Source organism: Amycolatopsis vancoresmycina, assembly GCF_000716785.1.
Lineage (GTDB): Bacteria > Actinomycetota > Actinomycetes > Mycobacteriales > Pseudonocardiaceae > Amycolatopsis > Amycolatopsis vancoresmycina.
Map to the genome: position 1 here is coordinate 25380 of NZ_JNYY01000019.1, position 12895 is coordinate 38274.

12 protein-coding genes are annotated in these 12895 nt (G+C 73.4%); 2 read left to right on the forward strand and 10 right to left on the reverse strand.

The features are described from left to right. Nucleotides 1–10: 10 nt before the first annotated feature. From OO60_RS35140 to OO60_RS35165, 6 genes are read right to left on the reverse strand one after another with little or no spacing between them, the layout of a single operon-like run. Nucleotides 11–904, reverse strand: coding sequence for a 3-hydroxyacyl-CoA dehydrogenase NAD-binding domain-containing protein (locus tag OO60_RS35140; RefSeq protein WP_003053850.1), 894 nt, complete (start codon nucleotides 902–904; stop codon nucleotides 11–13). Beyond that, nucleotides 901–2817 carry an acetoacetate--CoA ligase gene (locus tag OO60_RS35145; RefSeq protein ID WP_003053847.1) on the reverse strand — a complete coding sequence of 639 codons (1917 nt, stop codon included), beginning with the start codon at nucleotides 2815–2817 and terminating at the stop codon, nucleotides 901–903. Before OO60_RS35145 ends, OO60_RS35140 begins: the two co-directional genes overlap by 4 nt. Continuing rightward, entirely contained in the window at nucleotides 2814–3590 is a 777-nt protein-coding gene (locus OO60_RS35150; RefSeq protein WP_003053844.1) for a crotonase/enoyl-CoA hydratase family protein, read from the reverse strand. The genes OO60_RS35145 and OO60_RS35150 overlap by 4 nt, the downstream gene beginning before the upstream one ends. Further along, nucleotides 3587–5113, reverse strand: a complete 1527-nt coding sequence (locus OO60_RS35155) for an acyl-CoA synthetase (RefSeq protein WP_033263023.1) — start codon at nucleotides 5111–5113, stop codon at nucleotides 3587–3589. The genes OO60_RS35150 and OO60_RS35155 overlap by 4 nt, the downstream gene beginning before the upstream one ends. 11 nt (nucleotides 5114–5124) lie before the next feature. Next, nucleotides 5125–6234 (reverse strand): NAD(P)-dependent alcohol dehydrogenase, encoded by a 1110-nt coding sequence (locus OO60_RS35160; protein WP_003053839.1) that lies wholly within the window; start codon nucleotides 6232–6234, stop codon nucleotides 5125–5127. A 20-nt stretch (nucleotides 6235–6254) separates the two neighbouring features. Continuing rightward, complete coding sequence (locus OO60_RS35165) at nucleotides 6255–7727, reverse strand: aldehyde dehydrogenase family protein (RefSeq protein WP_051767856.1); 1473 nt, start codon at nucleotides 7725–7727, stop codon at nucleotides 6255–6257. Nucleotides 7728–8033: 306 nt separating this feature from the next. On the opposite strand from OO60_RS35165, the gene OO60_RS35170 reads away from it, so the two are divergent. After that, on the forward strand, nucleotides 8034–9632 hold the full coding sequence (locus tag OO60_RS35170) for a sialidase family protein (RefSeq protein ID WP_033262978.1): 1599 nt from the start codon (nucleotides 8034–8036) through the stop codon (nucleotides 9630–9632). A 231-nt stretch (nucleotides 9633–9863) separates the two neighbouring features. Then, complete coding sequence (locus tag OO60_RS35175) at nucleotides 9864–10289, forward strand: STAS domain-containing protein (RefSeq protein WP_033262979.1); 426 nt, start codon at nucleotides 9864–9866, stop codon at nucleotides 10287–10289. Between the two features lie 150 nt (nucleotides 10290–10439). Here the strand turns inward: OO60_RS35175 and OO60_RS35180 are convergent, their stop codons facing one another. From OO60_RS35180 to OO60_RS35195, 4 genes are read right to left on the reverse strand one after another with little or no spacing between them, the layout of a single operon-like run. After that, the gene (locus tag OO60_RS35180) at nucleotides 10440–10766 is read right to left on the reverse strand and encodes a hypothetical protein (RefSeq protein ID WP_033262980.1); all 327 of its coding nucleotides are present in this window, start codon (nucleotides 10764–10766) and stop codon (nucleotides 10440–10442) included. Continuing rightward, complete coding sequence (locus OO60_RS35185) at nucleotides 10753–11142, reverse strand: PRC-barrel domain-containing protein (protein ID WP_033262981.1); 390 nt, start codon at nucleotides 11140–11142, stop codon at nucleotides 10753–10755. The genes OO60_RS35180 and OO60_RS35185 overlap by 14 nt, the downstream gene beginning before the upstream one ends. Further along, on the reverse strand, nucleotides 11139–12371 hold the full coding sequence (locus tag OO60_RS35190) for an NRAMP family divalent metal transporter (RefSeq protein ID WP_033262982.1): 1233 nt from the start codon (nucleotides 12369–12371) through the stop codon (nucleotides 11139–11141). The genes OO60_RS35185 and OO60_RS35190 overlap by 4 nt, the downstream gene beginning before the upstream one ends. Then, the gene (locus OO60_RS35195) at nucleotides 12368–12784 is read right to left on the reverse strand and encodes a hypothetical protein (protein WP_033262983.1); all 417 of its coding nucleotides are present in this window, start codon (nucleotides 12782–12784) and stop codon (nucleotides 12368–12370) included. Before OO60_RS35195 ends, OO60_RS35190 begins: the two co-directional genes overlap by 4 nt. Nucleotides 12785–12895: the final 111 nt, after the last annotated feature.

Genomic DNA, 12895 nt, shown 5'->3' on the forward strand with positions numbered 1-12895 from the left:
GGGCTCCAGGTCAGGGCAGGTCGGGCTGCGCGGCCTTGGCGGCCAGCAGGTGGGCGAGGACGGCGTCGCGGGCGGCGGCGAGCCGGTCGTGGCCGGTGCCGGCCAGTTCGGCGTCGACCCCGGCGACCAGGGTTTCGGCCAGTTCCGGCGTCAGGTGGACGCGGCCGAGGTCGCGCCACCACGCTTCGGTGGGCGGGCCGAGGTGGCGCAGGACGTGCGCGAGCCCGCCCGCGCCGCCGGAGAGGTGCTGGTTGGCGAACGGGCCGAGCACGGCCCAGCGCAGGCCGGGGCCGTTGGCGATGGCGGCGTCGATGTCGGCCACCGTCGCGACCCCGCGTTCGACGAGGGAGTACGCCTCCTGCCACAGCGCGGCCTGCAGCCGGTTCGCGACGTGGCCGGGCACCTCCCGGGCCAGCCGGATCGGCCGCTTCCCGAGCGAGGTGTAGAACGCCATGGCCCGGTCGACGACCTCGGGCGCGGTGTCGCGGCCCGGCACGACCTCGACCAGCGGGATCAGGTGCGGCGGGTTGAACGGGTGCCCGACGACGACCCGCTCGGGGTGGCGCGGGCAGCCGCGGGCGATGACGCTCGGCAGCAGCCCGGACGAGCTGCTCGCCAGGATCACGTCCGGCCGCGCGGCTTCGTCGAGGACGGCGAACAGCGCGTGCTTGACGTCCTCGCGCTCCGGCCCGTTCTCCTGGACGAAATCCGCGGCCGCGGCCGCCTCGCCGGCGTCGGCGGCGAACCGCAGCCGATCCGCCGGCACGCCGTCGAGCGCAGCCCACAACCGCTCCTCGGCGCCGGGCGCCGGATCGGTGGCGACGACGTCGAAGCCCCGCTCCAGGAAGAGCGCGGCCCAGCTCGCGCCGATCACGCCGGTGCCGACGACCGCGACGGTGCTCATGCGGACGCCCCGAAGTGGTCCAGTGCGGTGGGATCGGCCAGGACGTCCCGGCCGACGACTTCGTCGACGGGCGCGCCGAGCAGGAGTCTCTTCACCGGCAGCTCCAGTTTCTTCCCGGTGCGGTTGCGGGGGATCGCCGGGACGGCGGTGATCGCGTCCGGCACGTGCCGCGGCGAGAGCGCGGTCCGCAACGCCGACGCGATCCGGCCGCGCAGGGCGTCGTCGAGCGAGAAGCCGTTGCGCAGCGCGACGAACAGCCGGAGGTCGCCGTTGCCGCCCGCGGGGTCTTCGAGGTGCACGACGAGGGAGTCGGCGATCTCCGGGAGTTCCTCGACGACGGCGTAGAACTCGGCGGTGCCCAGCCGGACGCCGCCGCGGTTGAGGGTGGCGTCCGAGCGGCCGGCGATGACGCAGCTGCCCTCCGGGGTGAACCGGACCCAGTCGCCGTGCCGCCAGATCCCGGGGTAGGCCGAGAAGTACGTCTCGCGGTAACGCTCACCGGAGTCGCCCCAGAACCCGACCGGCATCGACGGCATCGGCGCGGTGATCACCAGTTCGCCCAGCTCGCCGACCACCGGCGCACCGCGCTCGTCGAACGCCTGCGCGTCGACGCCGAGGCAGGGGCCGGCGATCTCGCCCGCCACGACCGGCTGCAGCGGGCCGCCCTGGACGATGCCGCTGCACACGTCGGTGCCGCCGCTGCCGACGTTGAGCAGGACGCCCGGGAGCTTCTCGTGCACCCAGTGGAAGCCCTCGGCGGGCAGCGGGCTGCCGGCCGCGCCGAGCTGCCGCAGCGCCGACAGGTCGTACTCGGCGGCCGGGTCGAGGCCCGCTTTCCGGCACGCCATCAGGAATCCCGGGCTCGCGCCCAGCAGCGTCGCGCGCGTTTCCGCGGCCAGGCGCCACTGCCACGCCAGGTCCGGGTGCAGCGGGTTGCCGTCGACGAGCACGATCGACGCGCCGGTGAGCAGGCCCGAGACCAGCGCGTTCCACATCATCCACGCGGTGGTGGAGAACCACAGGATCCGGTCCCCCTGCCGCAGGTCCCAGCTGAGGCCGTGGTTCTTGAGGTGCTCCAGCAGGATGCCGCCGTGGCCGTGCACGATCGCCTTCGGCTTGCCCGTGGTGCCGGAGGAGAACAGCACGCACAGCGGGTGCGCGAACCCGACCGGCTCGAACCCGGGCGTGCTCTCGGTGAGCAGATCGGCCCAGGCGAGCGTGCCGGGGAGGTCGTGGCCGCCGTAGGGGACGTGCACGACGTGCTCGACGGTGGGCAGGCCGGCCCGGATCGCGGTGACCTCCTCGCGGCGGTCGACGTCCTTGGCGCCGTAGCGGTAGCCGGACACCGTCAGCAGCACCCGCGGCTCGACCTGGCCGAACCGGTCGACCACCGAGCGGGCGCCGAACTCGGGCGCGCAGGACGCCCAGATCGCGCCGAGGCTCGCCACCGCCAGGTAGGCGACCACCGTCTCGGGGATGTTCGGCAGGTACGCCACGACGCGGTCGCCGCGCCCGACGCCGAGCCGGGCCAGTCCCGCGCGGGCGCGCGCGACCTGGTCCCGCAGCTGCGCCCAGGTCAGCTCGGTGCGCTCCCGCGTCTGGGAGTAGGCGATGACCGCGGCCGCGTCGTCCGGGCCGTGGCCGAGGGCGTGCTCGGCGTAGTTGAGGGTCGCGCCGGGGAACCACTCCGTGCCGGGCATGGCCCGGTCGGGGACCACGGCGGTGGCGGGGGTGGCGAAGCGGACGCCGAAGAAGTCCTTGATCGAGGACCAGAAGCCGTCGAGGTCGGTCACCGACCAGCGGTGCAGGTCCGCGTAGCCGTCGAAGAACCGCCCGCGGCTTTCCAGCCAGCGCAGGAACCGGCCGATTTCGGTGGTCTGGCGCGCGTCGGGCGCGACCGGGCGGAGGATCACGGGACGACCTTCCCCGCGCGCTTGTCGAGGAACGCCTGCATCCGTTCCTTCGCCTCGGCGCTGCCGCCGGCGACCGCGGCCATCAGCGCCTCCATCAGGTACCCCTCGGCCGGGTTGGCCTCGGCGATGCGGGGCAGCGCCTGCAGCACGGCGAAGTTGGTGATCGGCGAGTTGTCCGCGATCTTGCGGGCCAGGCCCAGCGCGTGCTCCAGGCCGTTTTCGGCGCGGTAGTGCGACAACCCGGCCGCGTGGCCCTCGTCCGCGTCGAGCACCCGGCCGGTGAGCATCATGTCGGCCATCCGGTGCGCGCCGATCAGCCGCGGCACCCGCACCGACGCGCCGCCGCCGACGAACAGCCCGCGCTGCCCCTCCGGCAGCGCGTAGAACGCCGAGGACTCCGCGACGCGGATGTGCGCGGCGGCCGCCAGTTCCAGGCCGCCGCCGACGACCGCGCCCTTGAGCACGGCGACCACCGGCACCCGCCCGCGTTCGAGCCGCTCGAACGCGCGGTGCCACATCATCGAGTGCTCCAGGCCCTCGAACGCGTCCCGCTCGGTGAGCTCGGCCAGGTCCAGCCCGGCGGAGAAGTGGTCGCCGACGGCGTCGAGCACGACGGCCTTGACCCCCGGCGGCGGGCTGCCGAAGAACGACTCGAGGCCGAGCACGGTCGCGTCGTCGAGCGCGTTGCGCTTCTCGGGACGCGCCAGCCGCAGGACGGCGACGTCGTCCCGCAGCTCCAGGCGCAGCGTCGGGGGCAGGAGGGGGCTGGTCATGCGGATCCGTTCGTGAAGGTTTCGGCGGCGCGGGCGCGCAGTTCGACGCGGCGGATCTTGCCCGTCGCGTTGCGGGGCAGGGCGTCGGTGAACTGCACGTGCTTCGGGATCTTGTAGCGCGCCAGGTGCTGCTCGAGGTGGGCCCGGAACGCCGGTTCGTCCAGCTCGGCACCGGGCCGGACGACGACGAACGCGGCGCCGGCTTCGCCCCAGCGCTCGTCGGGCACGCCGACCACGGCACAGGCGTCGACTTCGTCGAGCCGGACCGCGGCGGCTTCGATCTCCGCCGGGTACACGTTTTCCCCGCCGGAGATGATCATGTCCTTGACCCGGTCGACGACGTGCGCCCAGCCGTCGTCGTCGACGCGGACGACGTCCCCGGTGCGGAACCAGTCGTCCTCGACGAAGCTCGCGGCCGATTCCCCGGGCCGGTTCCAGTAGCCGCCGAAGACGTGCGGGCCGCGCACCAGCAGCTCGGCCGGTGTCCCGTCGAGCGGCTGCGGCGTGAGCCCGGGGCCGAGCGCGGCCACGTCGGTGAAGAAGTGCGGCACCCCGGCGGCGACCGGGTGGTCCAGGGTGCCCTCGTGGGTGGCCATCGAGACGCCGGGGGAAGCCTCCGTCATGCCGTAGCCCTGCAGGAGCTTGACGCCGCGGTCGAGCCACGCGCGGGCGACGCGCTCGGCGACCGGCGACCCGCCGTAGAGCACGCAGGTCAGCGAGCTCAGGTCGGTGCGGGGCCAGTCCTCGTGGCGGCACAGCATCTCCAGCATCGTGGGGACCGCGGAGAAGCTGGTGATCCCGGCTTCGCCGATCCGGGCGAGGATGGTGCCCGGCTCGAACCTGGCCACCGGTTCCACGCTGCCGCCCTTGAACAACGTCGGCAGCGTGATCTGGCCCAGCCCGACGCAGTGGAACAGCGGCGCGATGCACAGCGCCTTGTCGGTGCCCAGGACGTCGAGGTGGGCCAGCTGGTTGACGGTGTTCCAGGTGAGGTTGCCGTGGGTGAGGACCGCCGCCTTCGGCCGTCCGGTGGTGCCGGAGGTGTAGAGCAGCAGGCACGGGTCTTCCAGCCGCACCGGGGTTTCCGGAGCCGGTCCGGCCTCGGCCAGTTCGGCTTCGAAGGTCCCGGCCGTGGCGAGGACGACGCCGCCGGGCAGCCCACCGGCCGCCGCCACCAGGTCGGCGGTGTCCGCGCTGTGCACCAGGACTGAAGCGCCGCTGTCGTCGAGCATGTACCGGATCTCGGCGGGGGAGAGCCGGTAGTTCAGCGGGACGAAGATCGCGCCGCAGCGGGCGGTGGCGAACAGCGTCTCGAACACGGTGATGGCGTTGACGCCGAGGTAGGCCACGCGGTCGCCCGGCCGCACACCGAGCCGGGTCAGCGCCCCGGCGAGCCGCTGCACCCGGTCGGCGAGCCCGGCGTAGGTGAGCGACCGGCCGGCCTCGGTCAGCGCCGTGCGGCCGGGGTTGATCCGCGCCCGCCGTGCGGGCCAGCTGCCCAGGCCGAAGTCGGGGAGGTGCACCGAAGCCTCCTTCACCACCGCAGCACCGGTTTGATCGCGGTGCCCGCGAGCATGTCGTCCACTGCCTGCTGAATCTGCCCGAACTCGTAGTGCGTGACCAGCCTTTCGAGGGGGAACCGGCCCGCGGCGACCAGTTCGGCCAGCGTCGGCACCAGCGCCTGGGTGTCGGCGTCACCCATGGTGAGGCCGGTGACGTGCCGTCCGGGGAGCAGGAAGTTGACGTCCACCCCGACCTCGGTGCCGAACGCGGGCGCGCCGACGACGACCGCGGTGCCGCGCGCGGCGAGGGTGCCGATCGCCGCCGCCAGGACACCCGCGTTGCCGGTGGTTTCGACGACGCCGTCGACGCCGCGGCCGCCGGTCAGCTTGCCGACCGTCTCGGCGAGGTCCTCGCCGCCGGTGTCGATCGTGTCGGTGGCGCCGAGTTCGCGGGCGAGGCCGAGCCGGCCGGGCACGCGGTCGACGGCGATGATCCGGGTCGACGGCGTCAGGCGGGCGGCCATCACCGCCGACAGCCCGACCGCGCCGGCGCCGGTGACCAGCAGCGTGGCGCCCGGCCGCGGGGCGAGGACGTTCCAGACCGCGCCGGCGCCGGTCATGACGCCGCAGCCGAGCGGGGCGAGGAGGTCCAGCGGCGCGTCGGCGGCGACCTTGACGACGCTGCGTTCGTCGGCGACGGCGTGCCCGGCGAAGCTGGACTGGCCGAAGAAGTGCCCGCCGAGCGGGGTGCCGTCGCGGGAGATCGGCGTGGTGCCGTCCGGGCGCTGCCCGCCGAGCAGGTTGGCGGGCAGCCAGGTTTCGCAGTAGGCGGGGTGGCCGTCGCGGCAGTTCGCGCAGCCGCCGCAGGAGGTGTAGCTGAGCAGGACCCGGTCGCCGGGCCGGACGCGGGTGACGGCGGCGCCGGTCTCCTCGACGATCCCGGCGCCCTCGTGCCCGAGCACGCCGGGCAGCGGGAAGGGCAGGGCACCGGCGGCGACGCCGAGGTCGGTGTGGCACACACCGGTGGCGACGATCCGGACCCGCACCTCGTCCGGGCGGAGCGTGTCGAGGGCCACTTCGCCGAGGGTGAAGCCGGAGCCGGCGGACTCCACGACGGCCGCGGTGGTTCTCGTGGGGGACATGGGCTTTCTCCTGGGTGGGCTCAGGCGAGGGAGATGACGACGGACTTGGTGCGCGTGTACGCGTCGAGGGATTCGGGGCCGTATTCGCGGCCGAAGCCGGAGTCCTTGACGCCGCCGAAGGGGATCGCCGGGTCGAGCATCGCCCAGTCGTTGACCCAGACGATCCCGGCCTGCAGCCGCGCGGCGACGCGGTGCGCGCGGGCGAGGTTCGTCGTCTGCAGCCCGGCCGCGAGTCCGTAGGGCGTGCTGTTGGCCAGCGCGATCGCTTCGTCTTCGGTCGCGAAGCGCTGGACGGTCAGCACGGGACCGAAGATCTCCTCCCGGATCACGCGGGAGTCCGCCGGCAGGTCGGCGATCACCGTCGGCTGGAAGTAGAAGCCGCCCTCGATGTCCGGGCGGCCGCCGCCGGTGACGATCCGGCCGCCGTCGGCGCGAGCCTGCTCGACGTACTCCTCGACCTTCGCCCGGTGGCGTTCGCCCGCCATCGGGCCGACCACCGTCGCGGGGTCGAACGGGTCGCCGACCGGCACGTGCGGCACGGCTTCGGCGAGCGCGCCGAGGATCGTGTCGTAGAGCGCGTCGGCGACCAGCAGCCGGGGCCCGCCCATGCAGAACTGGCCGGTGTTGAAGACGAACGCCTTGATCACCGCGGCGACGGCCTGCTCGACGTCGGCGTCCTCGAACACGAGGTGCGCCGCGTTGCCGCCCAGCTCCAGGGTGACCGGCTTCAGGTGCTGCCCGGCGACGCCCGCCGCGTGCCTGCCGACCGCGGTCGAGCCGGTGAACGCGATCTTGTCGACCCCGGGGTGGCTCAGCAGGGCGTCCCCGATCTCCGAGCCGAAGCCGGTGACCACGTTGAGCACGCCGTCCGGCACGCCGGCCTCGGCGAGCAGCTCGGCCATCAGCAGCGCGCTGAGGGAGGTGTCCTCGGCCGGTTTGTGCACCACGGTGTTCCCGGCGGCCAGCGCGGGCGCGATCTTCGACGTCGACAGGATCAGCGGGAAGTTGAACGGCGTGATCGCGGCGACCACGCCGAGCGGTTCGCGGCGCGTGTAGGCGTGCGAAGGGATCGGGATCTGCCGCGTGGCGCCGTCCACGCCCTGCGCGAGAGCCGAGTAGTACTCGTACTGTTCGGCGACGGTCTCGACGTCGACGGCCCGGCACAGCGAGATCGGCTTCCCGACGTCGGCGCTTTCGAGGGTCGCGAGCTCGTCCGCGCGGGAGCGCACCAGGTCCGCGGCCCGGTGCAGTACGCGAGCCCGTTCCCGCCCCGGCGTCGCGGCCCAGCCCGCGAACGCCTGCCGGGCCGCGTCGACCGCGGTGCCGACGTCGGCGGGCGTCGCGCGGGCGAGGGTCGTGAGGGTCTGCCCGGTGGCCGGGTCCACGGCGTCGAAGCGGTCCGCGGTCTCCGTCCACCGGCCGCCGACGAACAGCCGGCCCGGCTCGACGGCCGGGCGAGGCCGGGTGCCCGGCCGCTCCTCCACTGCGGTCATCGTCCGACTCCTCACTGAGCGACGTCTATATCAGGAACCCTGACATCGGCCAGGATGCGCGGGCGGGCCCGCCGCTGTCAAGGGCGCCGTCTCCGAGGCTCCTCGCGCGAAGCAATTTTCCGCGGCCGAAATTTGTCCGGCCGTTAACCGGACCCGAGGTGGACGGACCAGTTTTTCAGCGGAAAAACGGATATTTCACCGGGGCGGCCGGGAAGCGTAACGGCTGGTTGGAAGGGTGCGACTCACCACTGCCCGCGAAACGGCCGTGGTGTTTCCGCGACCTGGAAAGCCGGAAAGAGGTTACCCGTGAACCCGACGATTTCCCGGCGGTTCGCTCGCCGGACCCTGCCGCCCGGCGCGGCGGTGTTCGCTCTGCTGACCGCCGCCGGGACCGCCGTCGCCGCGACCTTCGCCGCGGGTGTTCCGGTCCGGGTGCCCGACCACCCGCTGGGCGGCGAGGCGGCGTGCGCCGCGCTCGTCGCGCAGCAGGAGGCGCGCGGCAGCGTCAACTACCCCGCGTCCGAGGTCGAGCCGTACCTCGCCGCCGACCCGGCCGACCCGCGCCACCTCGTCGGCTCGGTCCAGCAGGACCGCTGGAACGACGGCGGGTCCAACGGCCTCACCACCGTCGTCTCCCGCGACGGCGGGGTTTCCTGGACGCCGGCCGCCGCGCAGCCGCGGTTCAGCATCTGCGCCGGGGCGGCGGCCGGCTCGCCCGGGTACTTCCAGCGCACCACCGACCCGTGGGTCGGCTTCTCCGCCGACGGCCGGGTCGTCTACTCGATCGCGGACTCGTTCAACGCCGACGGCCCGGCGTTCGGCGGCGCCAGCGCGATCCTCGTCAGCCGCTCCCTCGACGGCGGCGACCACTGGGAAACCCCGGTCACCGCGCGCCTGGACACCTCGACGCAGGTGCTCAACGACAAGGAGTCGGTGACCGCGGACCCGCTGCTGCCCGACCGCGCCTACGCGGTGTGGGACCAGCTGGTCTCCCCGCAGAGCCACGCCAACCCCAGCGCGTACAACCACGCGTTCACCTACCGCGGGCCGAGCTACTTCTCCCGCACCACCGACCAGGGCCGGACCTGGAGCACCGGCCGGATCGTCTTCGACCCCGGGCAGAACGACCAGACGATCGGCAACCAGATCGTCGTGCCTGCCACCGGCCCCGGCCGCGGGGTGCTGATCGACGGCTTCGACCTGATCGCCAACAGGGGCGGCGCCTGCCCGTTCACCCACGGCGGGCAGCACTGCCACGGCTCGTCGACCTCGACCGCGGCGGTCATCCGGTCCGCCGACGGCGGGACGACGTGGTCCGGCGCGATCGGCATCGACACCCAGGAGGTGGCGTCGGTGACGATCGCCGGCCACCCGGTCCGCTCCAGCGACGAGCTGCCCGAGTTCGCCGTCAACCCGGTCAACGGGCACGTGTACGCGGTGTGGCAGGACTCGCGGTTCAGCGCGTCCGGCGCGGCGAAGATCGCCTTCGCGCAGTCCACGGACGGGGGACTGACGTGGGGTGCCACGATCCGCGCCGACCAGTCGCCGGGTGACACCCCCGCGTTCGTGCCGCAGATCCACGTCACCGCCGACGGCACGATCGGCCTGAGCTACTACGACCTGCAGCACGCGACCGCGGCGCAGCCCGGGCTCACCGACAGCTTCATCGCCCACTGCCACGCCGCCACGAGCGACTGCGGCAACCCGGCGAACTGGGCGGTCAACGGGCAGACCCGGCTGACGGCCGCCTCGTTCGACTTCACCACCGCGCCGGACGCGGGCGGCTACTTCCTCGGCGACTACTCCGGGCTCGCCGGAACGTCGTCGTTCACCGCCTACTTCGGCGTCGCACGGCCGGTGGCGGTGAGCGGGGTGTCGGACGTCTTCGCGAACCACGCCGGCTGAGAGGTTTTTTCGCGGTTCACCCGGATGGGTGGTTTGAGAAACGCGCGTGCGGGTCGCGTGCGGAGGTGCCGGGTTCGGCCGTTGGCGGGGTTGCGCCGTTCGGATCAAGGACTACGCTGCGAAGTGCGGTTCAGCAAGTACCAGCCGCCGTCCCCCGAACTTGCCAGCGACCGAGCGGGTCGGTCGAAAACGCCCCGCTCGTCACGTCATCTGCGAATGAGGCGTGGAAAAATGTTAGTCGTCCAGCCCCCCGCGACGGCGATCCCCGTAGCGCCGCCGGCGCGTGCACAGCGCAGTGCGTTCGACATCCAGGTGATCCGCCCGTACTTCGGGGCGGTGATGGTCCGCATCCGCGGCGCCCTCGACGCGGACAGCGCCCCGCAGGTCCGCTCGGCGCTGGACACGTGGGCCCACCGCCGGTTCCCGGTCCTGGTCCTCGACCTGTCGGAGGTCGACTTCCTCGACGGAGCCGGCCTGGCCGCCCTCGGCGGCATCCAGGCCCGCACGGTCCGCGAGAACGCGACCCTCCGCATCGTCACCGGCGACAACCGCGTGGTGCGCCGCGCGCTGTCGGCCAGCGGCCTCGACCACGCCCTCAACGTCAGCCGCCTCCCCTCCGGCTGGGAACGCGCCACCGAAATCCCCAGCCAAAGCTGACACCTCCCGCCGCGACTCCACGGTCACCCGGCCGTGGAGCCGCCGCCACGCGTGTCGTCCGTCCAGGTACGCGAGTCGACCGTCCAGGTACGCGTGTCGTCCGTCCAGGTACGCGAACCGACCCTTCCGCGGGTGGTCCGCCGTGGTCGCTCAGGGCCGGTCGAGGCCGGCCAGCTCGGCGAACGGCCGCCGCACGCGGACCTCCGGGCCGGACAGGTCCAGGTCCGCCCACTCCACGTACCGGCTGTGGCGGTGCAGCCGGCGGATCAGCGCGACCAGCGCCTTCGGCCCCCGCTGGTCGTGCCGCTGGTACCCGAACAGCCGCACCCGCGTGCGGCCCACGATCACCCCGCGCACCACCAGTTCCGGCAGCCCGTCCGAGCGGGGGACCGCCTCCGCGCGGATCTCGCGGATCGCGCCCAGGTCCCGGCCGTTCGCGTCGCGGGCGCGGCGGCCGAGCAGCTCACCGGCTCGCACGGCCCGCTCCCGGGATCCGGCCGACGATCTTCCGCCGCAGCCAGTCCTCCGACGGGCTGTCCGTCGCCTGCGCCACCGCCGTCGTCACCACGATCGTCGGCTCCACGCGGCGGATCGCGTTCAGCGGGATGCGCTGCGGCGCGCCCGCCCGGAAGCCGCGGCCGATGTGGTGCAGCAGCCTGCCGATCGGGCCGCCGATGCGGTCGGCGAGCGCCTCCGGGCCGACGAGCAGCGCGTCGACGACGTACGTCCCGCCCTCCGCGCGGAGCTCGAGGTCGTCGACCTTGCCGACGACGGTGCCGTCCTCACCGGTGATCTGCCGGTCGAGCAGCGAGTCGCTCAGATCGACGAAGCCGCGATCGGTCCACGGGTTCATTGGCCTGCTCCGGTGAAGATCATCAAGGGGATCGCCGTCACCGCCGCGACGACGATGATGACCAGCGTGCCGACGCCGACGATGTTGCTGAAGCGGCGGTTGGCGTGCTTCCCGAGGTACTCGCGGTCGTTGGCCACGATCAGCACCGGCAGGTAGGTCAGCGGCAGCGCCACCGCGGAGAAGATCAGCGAAATCTCGGTCAGGCCCACCGGGTCGATGCCCGTCTGCACCACCAGCACCGCGAGCAGCAGGCCGGCGCCGACGGTCAGGTGGAACCGGGCGGCGTTGCGCGGCGCGCGGCGCTTGCCCCAGTCCCAGCCGAAGTACTGCGCCAGCATGTACCCCGACGACAGCCCGGTCTCCAGCGCCGCGCCGAAGGTGGCGGCGAAGATGCCGATCAGCACGATCACCAGCCCCGCGGTCCCCAGCGCGAGCGTCACCGGCAGCACGATCTGGCTGACCTGGCTGACGTCGACCCCGGCCGGGAACAGCACCGTCGCCGCGCACGCCATCACGGCGATGGCGAGCAGGCCGCCGAGGGGGAAGCCGAGCAGGACGTTGGCGCGCTGCACGGACAGGTCCTTGACCTGCCAGCCTTCTTCGACGCCGCCGGAGGAGAAGAAGAACACCTCGTACGGCGTCATCGCGGACGCGAACAGCGCGACCGCGTGGTAGGCGTAGGTCGGCAGCGCCTCGTCCGGCGGCGGGGCCAGCCCGGCGACCTGCGAGCCGAGCGACGACCAGTCGGGGTGCAGGAAGAAGATCGCGACGGCGAACACGCCGATCGCGAGCCCGCCGAGGCCGAAACCGGTTTCCATCCGCTCGAACCCGACGCGCCAGATCACCAGCCAGACGAGCACGCCGATCGGCAGCACCCACACCAGCCGGTCGACCCCGGAGGCCAGCTCGACGGTGATCGCGACGCCGCCGATCTCCGCGCACACGGTCAGCAGCGTGATGAGGAACGACCCGGCGAGGTTGAGCAACGCCATCCGCGGGCCGAGGCGCTCGCGGATCAGGTCGAACACCGGGCGCCCGGACACGGCGACGACGCGCCCGGACATGTCGGCGTAGACGCAGATCCCGAGCACGCCCAGCACGGTCACCCAGACCATCGCCATCCCGTAGCGGGCGCCGACGACGCCGCTTTCGACGAGGTCGCCGATGTCGACGAAGCCGCCGACCGCGGTCAGGATGCCGAGGGTGACGGCGAGGAGCTTCTTGCTCACGACGTCACGCCCCAGCGGGCGAGTTCGCCGATCAGGCCCTGCAGTTCGGCGTCGATCTCGTCGAGGCCCCGGTCGGTGCCGTCGCCGAGGCCGTCGTCGAGCCGGTGGGCGAGCGCGACCCCGCGGTCGGTGATCGACGCCAGCGCGGCGCGGGCGCGGTCGTCGGTCAGCTTGCCGGCGTCCTGGCCCGCGGATCCGAGTGCGTCGGCGGTGTCGCGGACGGTGACCGCCAGGCTGGGCACCGGCGGGACCGCGGCCCGGTCGGCGGTCACCACGAGCCGCAGGAGTTCGAGCTGGCCCCGGATTTCCCGGCCGGCGTGCACGGTCTCGGCCTGGGGATCCGCCCCGCAGCCCGCCACCAGGGCCGCGACCGCGACGAGCGCGCTCGCCGCGCGGAGCCGAAGCGCATTCACGGCCGCGGGATACCCGATCGTGGCAGCGGTAAACGCTCCTCGCGGGAGTCTCCACGGTGGACAGACAGGCGGCCGAACCGGGGCCAGAGCGGGAAAAGGCCGCGTGAAGAT

Coding starts and splice junctions, on each gene's coding strand:
- OO60_RS35140 (WP_003053850.1), bottom strand. CDS start 904: ATGAGCACCGTCGCGGTCGTCGGCACCGGCGTGATCGGCGCGAGCTGG.
- OO60_RS35150 (WP_003053844.1), bottom strand. CDS start 3,590: ATGACCAGCCCCCTCCTGCCCCCGACGCTGCGCCTGGAGCTGCGGGAC.
- OO60_RS35160 (WP_003053839.1), bottom strand. CDS start 6,234: ATGTCCCCCACGAGAACCACCGCGGCCGTCGTGGAGTCCGCCGGCTCC.
- OO60_RS35165 (WP_051767856.1), bottom strand. CDS start 7,727: ATGACCGCAGTGGAGGAGCGGCCGGGCACCCGGCCTCGCCCGGCCGTC.
- OO60_RS35175 (WP_033262979.1), top strand. CDS start 9,864: ATGTTAGTCGTCCAGCCCCCCGCGACGGCGATCCCCGTAGCGCCGCCG.
- OO60_RS35185 (WP_033262981.1), bottom strand. CDS start 11,142: ATGAACCCGTGGACCGATCGCGGCTTCGTCGATCTGAGCGACTCGCTG.